Source organism: Nonomuraea sp. NPDC049695 (assembly GCF_040674955.1).
Lineage (GTDB): Bacteria > Actinomycetota > Actinomycetes > Streptosporangiales > Streptosporangiaceae > Nonomuraea > Nonomuraea helvata.
This window is the reverse complement of sequence record NZ_JBFANV010000016.1, coordinates 53,420-70,871: the sequence shown is the minus strand read 5'-3', so window position 1 is coordinate 70,871 and position 17,452 is coordinate 53,420. Positions and strand designations below refer to the sequence as shown.

Annotated in this window: 6 protein-coding genes; 5 read left to right on the top strand and 1 reads right to left on the bottom strand. The window is 66.0% G+C overall.

Features of this window, described 5'->3' with window-relative positions; translation table 11 throughout:
• Positions 1-157 precede the first annotated feature (157 nt).
• Entirely contained in the window at positions 158-1,048 is an 891-nt protein-coding gene (locus AB0J64_RS16785) for a hypothetical protein (RefSeq protein WP_364027229.1), read from the bottom strand.
• Between the two features lie 71 nt (positions 1,049-1,119).
• On the opposite strand from AB0J64_RS16785, the gene AB0J64_RS16780 reads away from it, so the two are divergent.
• The 5 genes from AB0J64_RS16780 to pglZ all read left to right on the top strand — a co-directional run bounded on the left by AB0J64_RS16780 (position 1,120) and on the right by pglZ (position 17,445).
• Complete coding sequence (locus AB0J64_RS16780) at positions 1,120-2,043, top strand: sigma-70 family RNA polymerase sigma factor (protein ID WP_364027225.1); 924 nt, start codon at positions 1,120-1,122, stop codon at positions 2,041-2,043.
• Positions 2,044-2,591: 548 nt separating this feature from the next.
• A complete protein-coding gene (gene pglW / locus AB0J64_RS16775) occupies positions 2,592-7,139 on the top strand; it encodes a BREX system serine/threonine kinase PglW (protein ID WP_364027222.1) in 4,548 nt (1,515 codons plus the stop codon).
• The gene (gene pglX, locus AB0J64_RS16770; RefSeq protein WP_364027219.1) at positions 7,136-10,723 is read left to right on the top strand and encodes a BREX-2 system adenine-specific DNA-methyltransferase PglX; all 3,588 of its coding nucleotides are present in this window, start codon (positions 7,136-7,138) and stop codon (positions 10,721-10,723) included. Before pglW ends, pglX begins: the two co-directional genes overlap by 4 nt.
• A gap of 18 nt (positions 10,724-10,741) precedes the next feature.
• Positions 10,742-14,599 (top strand): hypothetical protein, encoded by a 3,858-nt coding sequence (locus tag AB0J64_RS16765; RefSeq protein WP_364027216.1) that lies wholly within the window; start codon positions 10,742-10,744, stop codon positions 14,597-14,599.
• Positions 14,599-17,445 (top strand): BREX-2 system phosphatase PglZ, encoded by a 2,847-nt coding sequence (gene pglZ / locus AB0J64_RS16760; RefSeq protein ID WP_364027213.1) that lies wholly within the window; start codon positions 14,599-14,601, stop codon positions 17,443-17,445. The genes AB0J64_RS16765 and pglZ overlap by 1 nt, the downstream gene beginning before the upstream one ends.
• Positions 17,446-17,452 lie beyond the last annotated feature (7 nt).

Here is a 17,452-nt window from a genome sequence, read left to right as displayed (position 1 = left end):
TCCGGTGGCGAGGCCTGACGAAGGAGGGCCACGGCAGTTCGCTCTGACGCGCGTAGATGCTTGGTCCTGCCTTACCATCAAAAAAGGTTGACCTTTGGCCTGCACACCGAGCACGAACCGGACCACTTGGCGTCCCTGACGCTCGCGCACGTGGGACCTAACCAGGCAAGATCTGTCGAACGAAGGTCTGCTGCGGTATCCCGCTGAACAACCGCGGTTCCTGGTCACCGGAATAGCAGATGTAAAGCTCTCCACGCGTCCTCGTGGCGAGCACGTAGTAGAGCATCTTCAGATCGACGCTGGATGGATGGCCCGCGTCCAGATGAGCGTCCGGGACAATGACGGTGTCAAATTCCAGGCCCTTGACACTCGCTCGGTTCACCAGCCGTAGACCAGGACGATCTGCGTCGACGTTCTTGTACCGCTTGTCTTCGGCAGCGCCGATGTAGATCTGTGGTTGTAGGCCGGGGCGCACCCGCTCGATCTCCCTTAGCAGCTCTACCTGCTCATGGCTGCGTTTGACCACAACTCCGATCTTGAGCTTTCGGTGGTCATCGACGTAGCGGGCGAGCCAGCGCGCGAATGGACGTCGGGCTTCCGGGCGTCGCAGCAGCACCGGAACCCGTCCGTCCCGGTGCGGCAGCGGCGGGTGGTACAGGCCGGGGTAGAAGTGACGGGCAAGTTCCGCGACTGGGCGTGGGTTCCTCAAGTTGGTGCTGATTTCGAGTCGACCGCAGCCGCCAAGAGCTTTTTCGATCTCGTCGAGAGTGGATTGGGTACTGGTGATCCGCTGGTACTCGTCGGCAAAGGCGATCACGTCCATACCGAGGACTCTGCATAGGCTGAAGAACTCCTGCGGGAGGTCCTGAGCTTCGTCGACGACGAGAATATGCCCTCGTCGTCCGGTGTCATGAAGCGCCGCGGACATCAACCGCGGCCAGTCGAAGGAGCCGTTCCTCGCTCCGAGTGGCGAGCCGGTGGTCTCCCGGTACCAGCCGTGCACCCAACCATGGAAGGTCATGATGGGCAACGACGCGCCAAGTCGCATGCCATCGGCGTCTTCTCAGCGCAACCGAGGAGCTCGGTCTGGGCATCCTGCTACGCGGCGGCGTCGACCGCGTGGACGTCGAGCCGACCGACGAGGAGCTTTCGGCATTGCCCGCCGACGACATCCGCAGGGTTGCCCGCGACACCTTCGTCCTGCACAACACGCGGCTGGTCTATAGCATCCTCCTGGGCTATTTAGGGCAGGGGCTTGAGGAAGAGGACCTCGCCCAACACGGAACCCTCGGCCTCATCCACGCCGTGCGGAAGTTCGACCCACGGATGGGTCACAAGTTCTCGACATACGCCACCTGGTGGATTAGACAGTCGATCACCAGGGCGATCGCCGACGAGGGCGCGGCCATCCGCGTCCCTGTCCACATGCACGAGAAGATGCGCAAAGTCGCGGCCACAGAATCAGCGCTGCGTCAGGCTGGTAAGTCCGCCACTGCGGTCGATGTGGCGCTGGCCACCGGCCTGGACATCCGTACCGTGGACGAGGTGCGTGCGCTGAGCAAGGTCACCGACTCCCTCGACCGTATCGTGGGGGATGGAGTTCACCTGGGCGAACTCTTGTCCTGGCTCAACCCCACACCGGGCCCGGAGAAGATGCTGGAAGAGATGATCTCTGAGCAGGCCGTCGAGGAGTGGCTGGCCCCTCTCTCGGACAAGGAAGTCGACATTCTCCGCCGGCATCTGGGCCTTGACGGTGACGAACCCCAAACTCTCGACCAGATTGGCCGCCACTACGGCGTGACCCGTGAGCGCATCCGGCAACTGGAAGTGAAGGCTCTGGAGCAGATCCGCAGGGGACTTCCCAAGGAACTGCGCAAGCGACTTGCCCCCCACCTGCGCCTTCCCGCGCACCTTCGCAAGCGTGCGAAGAAGAAGGACCAGCCCGCAACCACGCCGGAGAGTCCAAGTGACCCGCCAGAGCAGGGGGAAGCGGCAGAGCTACCCGACCAAATGGGGCCCTCGTCTGCGTTTCTGACGTGGTGATCCATCGCCATCATCCATTGCCCCTCCGGGCTGGCTGGCCCGATTCGGGATGGCCGATGCCCTCTACTGCTGGGCTTGGTCGATGGTGATGTTCCAGCGGTAGAGCGGGTGAATGTCATGTGGCCCAGCGCTCCAACCGCGGCCGCAGGCATCGCATCGTGGCAGAGCGAGTGTCGCGACTCTCTATGACGTGACATCGATAGGAGTATCGGTCGCCCGAAATGTAAATTACGGGCCGACAAAAAGATCTGTCAGCTTCATCGGACCTATGTGACCGCCCTCCACCCTCGCTGCTCCAAAGTTGCAGTTCACACACACTCCCTCGCTCTGCGGCATGTCTGGAGGAATGTCGGAAACGGGCACCTTGAAGTCACCCCTGCGGAGAGATGCGCCAATGGGATGAGTCGACAGGCATCCGTCAAAAACGTTACCCATACTGCCCTGGAAAGCCTTACCCAGATCCATTGCCATTGCTTTACCATTTGGGCGAACAGATCGGCTTCCGTTCAGCGGCCGGCGAGACACAGCATCGACAGCGGAGTAGGCGCATGCTCATAGGCCGGTGGACCATCGTCACCGAGTCCGAGTTCGACCATGAGCGCCGCGGCCTGGAAGCCATCCGTGTGTTGTTGCCGGACGCTGACCCATGGCGGGCCTGGTCGAACTTCACCTTCACCGCGCACACCGGCCATGTACGTGAGGTTGACCTGCTGGTCGTCACCCCCGGCGGCGTGTGCATGGTCGAGCTCAAGGACTGGCACGGGAGCCTCACCACCGAGAACGGCACCTGGGTGCAGACTGCTCCGAACGGCCGTCGTATCTCCCACGGAAATCCTCTTCACCTGGTCAACAAGAAGGCCAAGGAGTTGGCGGCGCTCCTGGGACGGCATGGAAAGCGCGTGTGGGTGTCGGAGGCGGTCTGCTTCACCGATTCCTCACTGCGGGTGCGCCTGCCCGCCCACGACCAGAACGGCGTCTACACGATCGACACCCTCGTGGAGATGCTGCAGCGACCTGCCCGCGAGGAGCGGCGGCGAATCACCGCAACCGACTCCCGGGAGATCAAGGCCGCGCTGGGCCGGGTGGGTATCCGCCGGAGTGACGCCGAGTACAAGGTCGGCCCCTACCTTCTGGAGCGTAAGGCTTTTGACACCGGCCCTACCTGGGCCGACTACCTGGCGCGCCACAGCGAGCTGCCGGAGCCGGCACGGGTGCGCATCTACCTGCGCGAACGCGGCTCGGATGCCTCAATCCGCGCGTCGGTGGAGAACGCAGCCCGGCGGGAGGCGGCTGTACTGCGCCGGTTCCGGCACCCCGGCGCCGTACAGCTGAAGCAGTACGACCCATCCGGGCACTCGGCCGGGCCGGCGCTGATCTTTGAGCATCACCCGGAGACGTTGCGGCTGGATGAGTATCTGGTCCAGTACGGTGACAAGCTCGACATCCTTGGCCGGATGGCCCTGGTCCGGCAACTTGCCGAAACGATGCGCTCGGCGCACTCCAGTCGTATCCACCACCGCGCTCTTGCGGCGCGCTCGGTGCACGTGATCCCGCAGAATCGGGAGGGCGGCTGGCTCACTCCGCGGCTGCAGATCTCCGACTGGCAGATCGCCGCGCAGCGCAGCGGCAGCGGGCCGTCTCAGGGCATGACGCGGTTCGCACCAACGGCGCTGTCGGCGATCCACCTTGCTGAGGGAGCTGACCCGTACCTTGCTCCAGAGCTGACCGCAGTGAGCCCGGATCCGATCGCCCTGGATGTGTACGGGCTCGGCGTGCTCACCTACCTGCTGGCGACGGGGAAGCCGCCGGCCGCGAGCCAGGCCGAGTTGCTGGCCCGGTTGGAGGCCGGGGAGGGGCTGCGTCCCAGCGCGATCGTGGACGGCCTGTCAGAGGACATCGACGAGCTGGTTCAGGCCGCGACCGCCTACAAGCCGGAGCGGCGGCTGGCCACGGTCGCCGAGTTCCTGGAGATGCTGGAATGCGTTGAGGACTCGCTCACCGCTCCCGCCTCCGCCCCGGCAGATACGAAGGAGAAGGATCCGCTGGAGGCGGTGGCGGGCGACGTGCTGGCCGGTCGCTGGGAGGTGCGGCGCCGCCTGGGCACCGGTTCGACGAGCCGGGCCTTCCTCGTTCGCGATCTGCGGGCCGACCCGGAGGCGCGGGGCGCTCGCGCCCTCGCCGTCCTGAAGATCGCCTTGTCGGACAGCCGTGGCGAGGTCCTCGTTCGCGAGGCCGAAGTCATGGGACGCATCCGAGCGCACTCGGGCGTCATCCGGCTGGTCGAGCCTGAGCCGCTGGTGATCGGTGGCCGTACGATTCTCGTCCTGGAGTACGTCGGCAACGAGCGCGACCTGGACGAGAACGGGGAGGGCTCAAGCGGGACGCGCCGTCGCCAGGAGACCGTGGCCCGGCTGCTGCGCGAGAGCGGTCGGCTCCAGGTCGATCAGTTGGAGGCGTACGGCGACTACCTGTTCGGTGCGGTCGACTTCTTGGAGGGGGAAGGCGTCTGGCATCGCGACATCAAACCGGACAACATTGCTATCCGTGTCCGGCCGAACCGCACTCGTGAGCTGGTGCTGATTGACTTCTCGCTGGCCGGATACCCGGTGCAGGAGACGGAGGCCGGCACCGACGGCTATCTCGATCCGTTCATTGGAACGCTGATCCGCTCGGTGTACGACGCTCACGCCGAGCGGTATGCCCTCGCCGTCACCCTGCACGAGATGGCCTCCGGCGAACTGCCCAAATGGGGCGACGGCAAGGTACTGCCGCGCCAGACCGACCCGGAGGAGTGGCCAGTCCCGGCAATCGCCGCAGAGGCGTTCGACCCCGCGATCCGCGACGGGCTCGTCGCCTTCTTCCAGAAGGCCCTCCACCGGGACGCCGCACGGCGCTTCAGGGACCTCAAGCCGATGCGGGACGCCTGGAAAAAGATCTTCCTGGACATGGCGGAGACGACTCCGTCCAATCCCCGAGCCTCCCGGCATCCGGCGCCCGCCCAGGATGAGGTGGCCCCCGTCATCGCCGACGCCGAGCCGGAGTCCGCCGAGCAGCAGCGTGACCGGCTCGCCGCCGAGGTCAGCCGCGAGACGCACCTGTCGGCCGCCGGCCTGACCCCGGCCGCCGAGTCGTTCCTGTACGGGCTCGGCGTAACCACAGTGGGCGAGCTACTGGACTACAGCCAGCGCACCCTCGTCAACGCCCCCGGCCTGGGTGCCAAGACCCGCAACGAGATCCAGCGCCGCCAGCGCGAATGGGGCGAACGGCTGCGCCAGACACCCGTCTCCCCCCTCACCCCCGAGGGCCGCCGCGCCGCCAAGGAGGAGCTGGAGCGGCTCGGCACCGCGGAGTCCGCCCTGGCCAACGCCCTCGCCGAGGGCGAAGGCGCGGACGACCTCCCGCTGCGCGCCCTGCGCTCGGTCAGCCTCGACACCCTTGCCACGCTGCTGGTGCCGGAGCTGAAGAAGAACGGCGCCAACCGGAACGAGGTCGAGATGGTGCGGCTGCTGCTGCGCCTGCCCGACGAGCAGGGCGAGCTGCCCGACATCGGTGTCTGGCCAAAGCAGCGGGAAGTCGCCGACGCCCTCGGCCTCAGCCGCGGGCGCATCCCCCAGATGTTGAAGACTCAGCGGACCCGGTGGAAGAAGCTCCCGGCGCTACAGGTGCTGCGGGAGGAGATCCTTTCGCTGCTGACCGGGCTCGGCCGGGTCGCCTCGGCTGCTGAGATCGCCGATGCACTGGCCGTACGGCGTGGCACCCGCCTGCAGGAGCGTGAGCAGCGCCGGGCGCTCGCCCTGGCCGCCGTCCGTGCCGTGCTGGAGGTCGAGCAGCTCGTGCCGGAGGACAGCGCCTTTCGGCACGCCGCCAACCGTGAGGCCGCGGACGAGGCAATGGGCGCAGGTCTGCTGGCCCTGGAAGTCGGGGAGGACGACGCCCCCGACACCCCGTCCGCTCCCGGACTGCTCGACTACGCCCACCGCCTGGGCCGGGTCGCCGACCGTCTCGCCAAGCTCGACACGCTGCCCACCGCGATGACCGTACTGGGTGAGCTCAGCGCGATCACCCCGCCGCCGGGCGCGATCGAGTGGGACGAGCGCCGCATGGTCGAGCTGGCCGTCGCCGCCTCTCGCAACGCCGCGGCCACGCCGCGGTTGGAGATCTACCCTCGCGACCTGGCGTTGGTGCGGGCGCTGCGGCTGACGCAGGCTGGTCTGGTACGGCTCATCCCGGGGGTGTCCGAGGAGCGGCAGCCGGGTCTGACCGCCGAGGACGTTCATGAGCGGGTACGCGCCCGCTTTCCCGAATTGACCCACGCCCGGGCCGGCGGGGCCCTGACCAAGGCGCTACGGGATGCCGGTTTCGACCTCACCCTGTCGACCCGCGAAGACACGGGCACCCCGCGCTACCTGCCCACTCGCATGGACATCGCCTCCAGCTACCTGACCGTGCGCGCCTGGCGGCACAGCACGGCCGACGCTGGCCTCACCCGATATGCCGACGATCCACAGCTCGCGGGTGCGGTGCGCGCGGAGGAGAGGTTGGGCGCCTCGGTGCGGCGGGACGGGTTCCGGGTGCTGACGGTACGTGCGGGCCTGACCCGGGAGGCGGTCACCGAGCTTTCCGGTGGCAGGTTCGCGACCGAGACAGTCTCGATGACCGGGTTGTTCCTGGAGGTCATGCACGAACTCGTGCCGCCGGGAACGAAGCCGACCTGGGAGACGATCATTCGGGCGGACGTGGCCGAACCCGGTTCGCGGGCCGCGCTGAAGTTGGCTGAGTACACGCGCACCGCCTGGGGCCGGATCGAGCCGCGGGTGCGTCAGCTGCTGGCGACGGGTGCCGGGCCGGTGCTGCTGACGGATGCCGGGGTGTTCGCCCGCTACGACGCGATGGGCGTGCTGGACCGGCTGGCGGCGGCGTCCAGGCAGGGCTTGCGCGGGCTGTGGCTGTTGTGTCCGCAGGGCGATCCGGCGCGTGAGCCCAGGCTGGGCACGGTCGCGGTGCCGTACCAGGCGGGGTTGGGCGAATGGATCGTGCTGCCAGACGCGTGGGTGAGCAACGAGCACCGGGCCGCGGCCCGACAGGAGGCGAGATGATCGACCGCAAGGCGTTGCTGGAGGACCTGAAGCAGCAGGTCAAGGCGGCCGAGGCCGACCTCGCCAAGCAGGTCAAGGCGCTGCCGGAGACCGGGGAGCAGCTGCGTGCCGAGTACGAGCGGGCGCGCAAGCTGGGTCGAACGGCGGCGACCTGGGCTTCCTGGCTCGACGAGCGTGTCACGCAGGTGGCGGTGGCATGGGTGCTAGGCACGGTCTTCGTCCGCTTCTGCGAGGACAACCGGCTGATCCCGGAGCCGTACCTGACCGCTGCCGACACCGAGCGCCGTGACCTGGCGCAGGCTCGGTACGAGGCGTATGTCGAGGACGATGCCGATCCGACCTATCGAGGCTGGTTGGAACGTGCCTTCGGGGAGTTGGGGAAGGGGCAGGCCGGGCGGCTGCTGTTCGATCGGGCGCACAATCCGCTCTTTCAGATCCCGCTCTCGCATGATGGTGCTCGGGTGTTGGTGGAGTTCTGGCGCGAGCGCGATGGGGTGGGCGCACTTGTCCACGACTTCACCGACCCGCTCAACGACGGTGGCACTCAAGGGTGGGACACCCGCTTCCTCGGTGACCTGTACCAGGACCTGTCGGAGGCGGCGCGCAAGACGTATGCGCTGCTGCAGACGCCGGAGTTCGTGGAGGAGTTCATCCTAGACCGGACGATGGATCCGGCAGTGCGGGAGTTCGGCTTCGAGGAATTGAAAACGATCGACCCGACCTGCGGGTCGGGGCACTTCGTGCTGGGGGCGTTTCGGCGGCTGGTTCGTCTCTGGGGTGAGCGCCGGCCTGATGTCGATCGATACGAGCGGGTTAAGGCTGCGCTGGATTCTGTCCACGGGGTGGACGTGAATCCGTTCGCGGTGGCGATCGCCCGGTTCCGGCTGCTGGTTGCGGCCATGGCGGCGGCGGGCGTGACCACGATGGAGAAAGCGGCTAAGTATGACTGGCCGGTTCATCTGGCGATCGGGGACTCCCTTATCAAGGAGCGGCAGCTTGAGCTGACTTTGGGTGAGGAAGCACCGCGTGATCTGCTCGCGGAGTTCGCATACGCCGTGGAGGACGTGCACGAGCACCCCGGCATCCTGGAGCCAGGCCGCTACCACGTCGTGGTCGGCAATCCGCCATACATCACGGTCAAAGACAAGAAACTGAACGAGCTGTACCGAGGGCTGTACAGCGCCTGCGCGGGTACTTATGCGCTCTCAGTGCCGTTTGCGCAGCGGTTTTTTGAGCTGGCCAAGCGGGATGACACCGGCGACGGGCGTGGCTATGGCATGGTCGGCCAGATAACGGCGAACTCTTTCATGAAGCGGGAGTTCGGCGAAAAGCTGATCGAGGAGTTCTTCGCACACAAGGTTGAATTGACTGAGGTCATCGACACATCGGGAGCGTATATCCCCGGACATGGGACGCCGACAGTCATTCTCATCGGCACACACCGTTCTGGGAGCAAGCGTTCTGAAACCGTTCGGACAGTGCGAAGCGTTCAGGGTGAGCCGGCCGCTCCGGACAACGCTGAATATGGGCTTGTCTGGCGGGCGATCGTGGCGCAGATCGATCAACCGGGTTCGGTCAGTCAGTGGGTTTCAGTAGATGATCTTAACCACAAGCGATATTTCAGTAAGCAGCCATGGATTCTTGTCGATGGCGGCTTGGAGATGATTGAGCAGCTTGATAAAGCTGCAGTCTCTGTGATCAAGGATGTCTCGGTAAGTATTGGTCGCACTACGAATAGTGGAGCCGACGACGCTTATTTCGTCCCTGATATGGCAACGACGAAGAGAATTGGCCTGGAGTCTTGCTTTCGAGATCTAGTTATCGGGGAATATGTTCGCGACTTTGCTATTGCGGCGACCATTAAAGTTGCTTGTCCATATAAAGATTCAAACAATCAAGATCCTTTTGACGATAAACATCCGCTCGTTTCTCGATTCCTTTGGCCTGCACGTGCCGTACTGTCCCAAAGGGTCATTTTCGGCAGAAAAATTACAGAGCGTAACTCTTGGTTCGTGCATCTGGAGAGCTATGCTGCAAAGCTTCGGACACCACTATCGATTGCATTTGCATTCGTGGCAACAAATAATCACTTTGTGCTAGATCGCGGCGGGAAGGTATTCAAGCAATCCGCACCGGTGATTAAATTGCAGGAAGGGGCGGGAGAGGAAGAGTACCTGAGACTGCTCGGGCTGCTCAACAGTTCGACTGCCTGTTTCTGGCTCAAGATGGTGAGTCATGACAAAGGGATTCGTGGCGAAGGAGGTGGCTTCACTAGTGATGACTGGGAACGCTTTTACGAATTCACTGCTACGAAGCTGCAGGAGCTTCCCATTCCTGCACAATGCCCCACTGTCTTCGCTGCTGCTCTCGATGCCATGGCTCAGAAACTCACTGCTGTAAGTCCTTCCTCTATTGTTACGGCTAGGCCGCTCTCTGCTGCCATCCTCCGTCAGAAGAAGGCGAGCTGGCACTTCATTCGAGCTCGGATGATTGCGCTCCAGGAAGAGTTGGACTGGCAGGTCTACTCCTTCTACAACCTTCACCCCGAGGACATCCGCACCCCAGACGAGGCCGACATCCCCGAACTTGCCCTTGGAGAGCGGGCCTTTGAGATCGTGCTTGCTCGAAAAGTGGCCAAGGGTGAGGCGTCTGGCGAGTGGTTCAAACGGCATGGGTCCACGCCGATCACGGAGATTCCGGAGCGGTGGCCTGAGGCGTATAAGCAGACCGTGCAGCGGCGGATCGAGGCGATCGAGTCGTCGCGAGCCCTTGGGATGATCGAGCAGCCCGAGTACAAGCGGCGCTGGGCCACCGAGGGGTGGGACGCGCTGCAAGAGAAGGCGTTGCGGTCCTGGTTGCTGGATCGGATTGAGCGGGGGGAGCACTGGTACGACGAGAACGGGCAGCCCACCATCGTCACGCTGACCCGGTTGGTTGACGGTCTCTCGCGGGATGAGGACTTCGTTTCCGTCGCAGGACTCTACGCTCCTCGCCGGGAGTTGATGGCCGTCGTCGCCGATCTACTGGCCGATGAGCATGTCCCATGCCTGGCCGCGCTGCGCTACAAGCCGTCCGGGCTGAAGAAGCGCGCCGACTGGGAGCATGTCTGGGACCTGCAGCGGCAGGAGGACGCTGCCCCCGACGAGCCGGCCAAGAAGAGGATCCGGGACTCGATTCCGGTGCCGCCGAAGTACACCTCGGCCGACTTCGCCAAGCCGTCCTACTGGCGGGCGAGGGGCAAGCTCGACGTGCCCAAGGAGCGGTTCATCTCCTACTCGGTCCCCGGCCTGTACGGCTGGGCAGGCTGGGACCACCGTGAGCAGGCGCAGGCGCTGGCTACGTACTTCACTAACCAGCCCATGACGACCGAGGACATCACCCCGTTCCTCGCCGGCCTGCTTGAGCTGCAGCCGTGGCTGTGGCAGTGGCACGACGAGCCCGACGCGATGTACAGCGGCTCCCCGGCTGGCTTCTTCACGGGCTACCGGCAGCAGATCCAGGAGGAGCACGGCCTGACCGACGACGCCCTGCGGAACTGGCGGCCGACTGCGTCGGCGCGCGGGCGCCGTACCACCAAGAAGTAGGGAGAGCGAGACAAGGCCATGACAGAGCAGCCCCTCCTGAAGGATGTCATCGACATCAAGGAGTCCATCTCCACTTCGGACTTCGTGCTGAGCCTCGCCGAGGCGGTGACGCCTGAGGGGGCTGAGCACGCCCTGAAGGACTATGTCGTCACCGAGCGACTGCTGGAGAACTTCGAAGAGGCACTTGGACTGATCAAGTCCGCTCTCGATGGGCACACCTCGAAGGCCGCCTACCTGCACGGCTCGTTCGGCTCTGGTAAGTCGCACTTCATGGCTGTGCTGTACGCGCTGCTCAGCGGGAACCAGGCAGCCCGCGCACGGGACGAGTTTGATCACGTGCTGGCCAAGCACGAGTGGCTGGACACCGACGGCAAGCGGTTCCTGCTGGTGCCATACCACATGCTCGGCGCAAAGGCGCTGGAGCAGCGGGTGCTGGGCGGGTATGTCAGCCATGTCAAGCGGCTGCATCCGGAGGCGCCGACCCCGCAGGTGTACCGGACGGATGCCCTGTTCGCCAACATTCGGGCCATCCGGGAGAGCATGGGTGACGCGGCGGTCATCGGTGGGCTCGGGTACAGCGGTGAGGAGGCGGACGAGTACGACGAGTGGGGGGAGTCGTTCGCCTGGACGTCCGCGCTGCTCGACCAAGCGCTGTCCGCCGAGGAGTTGCACGACGGCGGCGCGCCGCTGGATCTTGTGCACCCATCCACCCCGGCCGAGCTGCGGGCCAAGCTTGTGCACGACGCGAGCACCTACCTGTTGCCCGGCTTCGCCATGAACGCCGCCGAGGACGAGCACGGGTTCGTGTCCCTCGATGCAGGCCTGTCTGTCATCGCCGAGCATGCCAAGTCGCTCGGCTACGACGGCCTGATCCTCTTCATGGACGAGCTGATCCTGTGGCTCGCCACGCTCATCCACGACCAGAAGTTCGTGGCCCGCGAAGCCAGCAAGATCACGAACTTCGTGGAGGGCGGGGACGCTCGGCGGGCCATCCCCATCGTGTCGTTTATCGCCCGCCAGCGCGACCTGCGCGAGCTGGTCGGCGAGGAGGTGTCGGGTGCGGCCGAGGCTTCGATCCAGGACACGCTGAATCTCGCCTCGGGCCGGTTCGACAAGATCACGCTGGAGGATCGGAACCTTCCGCAGATCGCGTACGCCCGCCTGCTGAGGCCGAAGGAGGGCAAAAAGGAGCTGGTCGACGCGGCGTTCGAGCGGACGAAGCGGATCGGCCCGCAGGTGTGGGACACGCTGCTTGGCTCGGACAAGGGGACAACCGGGGCGGATGAGGAGTCGTTCCGACTGACGTACCCCTTCTCGCCCGCCTTCATGGACACGCTGGTGCACATCTCCTCGGCGCTGCAGCGCTCGCGCACCGGCCTGAAGCTGATGGGACAGCTATTGGCAGCCCGTCGGGATGACCTGCGGCTGGGGGACCTGGTCCCCGTGGGGGACTTGTATTCATTGATCGCCGACGGCGGTGACAAGCCGTTCGTCGACAGCCTGAAGGTGGTCTTCGACGCGGCCGACAAGCTGTACAGGACCAAGCTGCGGCCGTATCTGCTGACCTCGTACGACGTCAACGAGGACGACGTCGAGCGGTACATGCACCGTCCGGATGGTGTCACCGACCCCGCCCTGACCCAGCGCTGCAGGTCGTTCGTCGGCGACAACCGGCTGATCTGCACACTGCTGCTGTCGGCGCTTGCGCCGAGCGTGCCCGCCCTCAGCGACCTGACGAACCGCCGGCTGGGCGCGCTCAACCACGGCTCGGTGTCGGCGCCGATTCCGGGCAGCGAGGTCGGCATCATCAAGAACAAGGTGGCCGAGTGGGCCGCCCGCTTCCCCGAGATCAAGGAGACCGGCACCGGCGCCAACGCGGGGGTGCGGCTGGAACTGTCCGGCGTCGACGTCGATTCGGTCATCGCCAACGCGACCGTCAACGACAACCCCGGCAACCGGATGTCGCTCGCCAAGCGTCTGCTCGCCGAGGAACTGGGCATGGAGCGCGCCGAGGGGCGGCTCGGCGCTGACGACCTGAACCTCGTCTGGCGTGGATCCGGCCGCACAGTGGAAATCATCTTCGGCAACATCGCCGACGAGGACGAACTGCCCGACCACGAGCTGCAGCCTCAGTTTGAAGGCCGCTGGCGGATCATCGTCGACTTGCCGTTCGACGAGGGAACATATGGTCCTGTCGATGACGTCAACCGCATGCATCGCCTGCGGGAGCGGCAGGGCGAGCCCGCTGCCACGGTCGCGTGGATCCCCGCGCACCTGTCCGCCCAGCGGTTCGCCGATTTCCGCAGGCTCGTCATCATCGACAAGGCGCTCGCCGACGACAACCGGTTCGCCACCCAGTACGCCGCCCATCTCAACGCCGACAACCGGGCACGCGCCAAGGGGTTGCTGGAGACTCAACTCGGGGCCCTGCTCAAGCAGGTGAAGACGGCTTTTAAGCAAGCGTATGGGCTGGCGGACAAGAAGGCCTCCGATGTCGAGTTGGGCTTCGATGACCACCTCGTGGCACTGCCCGACGTCAGCGGGCTGGCCGTCTCCTTTGCCAAGCCCATGCGTGAAGCCATCAGGGACCTCGCGGGTAAACTGCTCGCTCACCAGTTCCCCGCCCACCCCGACCTCGACAAGGATGGCGTCGGCATCGCGGTGAAGCCTGCCGACGCCAGAACGATCTTCGCTCATATAAGAACGGCTGCCGAGGCGCGCGACGGGCGGGTCGAGGTGCCGGAGAAAGATCGCAAGCTGATGCGCCGGGTGGCTGAGCAGCTGGAGCTCGGACAGCAGAAGGAAGCGTACTTCGCGCTGTCCAACCGCTGGGCCGACCACTTCCGGCGGATGGCGCAGACCGACGGCGTCACCGGAGACCTCAGCCTCATCACTCTCCTCGGCTGGACGGATCGGCCGGAGAGGCGCGGGCTGGAGCCGTTCCTCGCCAACCTGGTCGTCGCCGCGTTCGCGGAGATGGATGACCGGGTCTGGGTACGTGGTGGAGTCCCGCTAGACCCGGCGCCCGAGTTGTCCCAGATCAAGCCAGGGGACGCGCTGCGCAGTCAGCCGCTGCCGAGCGAGGACGATTGGGACGAGGCCCGGCGCCGATACGAGACCATTTTCGGGCGCAAGGCGCCGGCGCTGCGGCGGGGCCGCATGGTGAATCAGTTCGCCCGGCAGATCATAGAGAGCGCCCGCGCATCCCAGGAGCAGGTGGCGGAGCTGGTGCGACGGCTGGAGGCGCATGCAGGCTTCCTCGCCCTGGACGAGACGGACGAGAAGGGGCGTCTTGCGCTCGCTCGCCGCTCCCGTGACCTGCTGAAGGCAGTAGCGGCGACGAGCGGGCCGAAGCGGGTCGTCGAGACGCTTGCCCGTTTCAATCTTGGGGACGTGAGCGCCGACCGCTACGGCACCTGCATCAAGCGGGCGCACGATGTCGCGCAGGCGCTGGCCGGGGCGGCCTGGGACACGCTGGAGCTCGCCGAGGGGCAGGGCACCGAGGGGCAGGCGCTGCTGCAGTCCCTGCGTGGGGTGGCTCAGGCTGACCAACTGACGGCTGACCTGGTCAGCGCTCTGGAGCAGACCCGCCGCGAAGTCACCGCACTGGTCAAGCGGAACCAACCTCCTGTCCCGCGCTCGCCCGTGCCGGTGGAGCGCAAAGCGGGAGATATGGATTTGGACACGTCGTCGAGTCATCCACGCGTGCCCGACACACACCGCACCCCCGATTCCAAGGCCGGCATCGGGACAGCAGGAGGGACGAAGCGCACTACAGCGGCCAAGGCTGTCGCCGATCTGGAGGCGGAGCTGGCCGGACTGGTGGCGCAGAATCCCAGCGCCACCATTGAGATCATCTGGCGGATCGTGGACTGATGCCTACGACGATCACGGGCGCGATGCGATTGACTGCCGCGACCATCACCCAGTTCCTGTCCTCTCAGAAGTCCCTCAAGGGTGGCGAACGGCGACGGGTCGTGCTGCTGCGCTCTGCGCCCTACTGGGACGGCCCTGCGGAGCTGTCCTGGGGCGAGGAACAGCAGGCGCGGATCATGGCGGCCCCTTCGCCGCTGGCAGTACATGAGCTGGTGCTCGACCACCTGGCGGCCGACGCTGGTGGGCCGGCGGTCCTGGTGGTGCTGACCGACCGCGAACAGAACGAGCTCGACCCGGCCATCCTGGCTCGTACGCACAAACAGCGCATCGAGATCGTGGACGGCTGGGACGTCGTACGGGAGGCGTTCGGAGCCGAGCAAGTCGACCCGCGACTCAAGGCCGATGGCTGGGCCGCAGAAGCGCTCCTCGACGCCACTCCGCCGGGTGGCTGGCCCCCGCTGGCCGGCGGACTGCTGTCACGCCGTGCCGCACTCTCGGCACTCGCATTGCGTCGCCTGCGCCTGGGCCGCTACGACACCGACGAGCCAAGCCGACTACACGACGGACTCGACACCCACACCCTGCTGCGCTGGTCGCTCACCCCTGGTGGACCGGAGCGGCTGTTGGCTCTACGCGGCCCAGAACGCGCCGGACTGGTGGCGTTCCTCGCCGAGGACGACCAGGGAGGGCTTGCCACCCGGGCTCTCCTTGCGCTGGCGGAGGCCGAGCACGGAGCCGATGCTGTGCCATTCGGGCTGGTATGCGCGACGCTCTGGCTGCACACCGAGACCGATGCGGAAACCTACCGGGTGCGCGGACGGGCGGAACGGTGGTTCGGCGACGAGCCACCCGCCACCGGCGAGGCCTTCGATGCACTGGTGGCCGCATTCGGACGGTCGTGCGAGGAGTACGTGACCGCGCTGCTGGAGGCAGGCCGCAACGGCGGGGATGAGGACACAGCACGCGAAGCACGTCGGATCACCGGCACGGTGCTGGACCGGGCCGAGGCCCTGGCCCGGCAGCTTGGCGCCGATGTGACCTGCAGTCCGGTATTGGCGGGTGGACTGGAGGCCCGGTTCGCGCAGGTCGGGCGAGCGTTGTCGGGAGAGAAACCGGAGGCGGTCACGCAGGCTGTTCAGGCGCTGGACGGCCACCATATGGCGGCCGATCCGGACGTAAGGGTCCGAATCGAACGGGCTCGTATGGGACAGCGGCTCGCCCGCTGGCTTGCGACCGGCCCGGCCGCAGCCGCTGACACGGTCGCATCGGCGATCGAACGTCACCTCGCCGAGATCGGTTGGGTGGACCAGGCCCTGGAGCACATTGAAGCAGGCGGCGACCCCAACTCCGTGCTCAAGATGGCGTACGACTCGCTCGGTGCCCAGGTACGCGACCATCGACGTGAAATCGATCAGGCCTTCGCGCGGACACTCGCCACGTGGACAGCGGCAGGCACTGACCCTGGCTCGATGCTGACTGTGGAGACTTTCCTCGTACGAGTCGTGAAGCCGATCGCCACCGCCAAAGCCAGGCGGCGCCTTCTGCTGCTGGTTCTGGACGGAATGAGTGCGGCGATCGCCACCGAGTTGGGGGAGGAACTGCGCCGGCACTGGGCCGAGTACGATCCAGTACCCGATCTAGCAGACCGTCCGCCGCGACGGCGCGCCATGGCCGCCGCCCTGCCGACACTGACCGCGGTCTCCCGCACGTCGCTGTTCGCTGGGAAACTGGTGAAGGGCACGCAGACCGACGAGAAGCGGATCTTCCCCACGCATCGGTTTTGGGGCGGGGCCCGGGCTGCCGTCTTCCACAAGGACGACCTGCGGGGCGAGAACGCCGGCGACCCGTTCGGACCAGATCTGACCGAGGCCCTCGCTGACGAGCACACCCACGTAGCGGTCGTGCTGAACACCATTGACGACAGGCTCACCAAGGAGCAGAAGCTCGGCGACGGAGCATGGCGCCTTGACCAGATCGGGAAACTGCGAGACCTGCTACGTGTGGCCGCGGCCCAAGGTATGGCAGTGATCCTTACCAGCGATCACGGGCACGTCGTGGACCGCCACGGAGTAAAGGTCGACGGCGATGGCATCGCATCCGCCAGGCACCGCACCCCCGGTAATCCATTGGGCGGGACCGAGATCGAGCTGTCCGGGCCGCGGGTGGTGTGGCCGGAGCCAGGCGCCAACATTGTGGCGTTGTGGGACACGGACTCTCGATACACAGCGCAAAAGGCTGGCTACCATGGCGGCGCCTCACCCGCCGAGGTCACCATCCCCGTCCTGGCTTTCCTGCCCTTCGGAGCAGAGCCGCCCAAGGGATGGCGTGAGCTAGGTGATCAGCGCCCAGCTTGGTGGTTCGCGAAGACGGAGCCTGCCCGCCTCGCCACCCCGGCCCCTGTGCCTGCGACCGAGCCGAAGCGGCGCGCCAAGCCGTCGAAGGCGGCGCGGGCGCAGGCCGAGATGGGGGACGCGCTCTTCGATGTGGTTCTGGCGCCTGGAGGCGACGACGCCCTTCTCTCCCCGCGCCTGACCTCACCCGATGACGTCCTGGTCAACGCCCTGCTGGAATCGGAAATCTTCCAGGCACAGGTAGGGCTGCTGGCTCGCAAGCCTCCCCTGGACAAGATCGGCAAGGCGGTGCTGGTGATGCTCGACACCGGGGCCCTCCCGATCACGGCGTTGGCCCAACGCGTCGGCTACCCGGCAGCCCGAGCCGACGGGTTCGCCGCCGTGCTGCGCCAGCTCCTCAACTATGACGGGGTGCAGGTTCTGGAGACTCTCCCCGATGGACGCACCCTGCGGTTGAACACGGGACTGCTGCGCGACCAGTTCGAGCTGGCATGACGAGCAC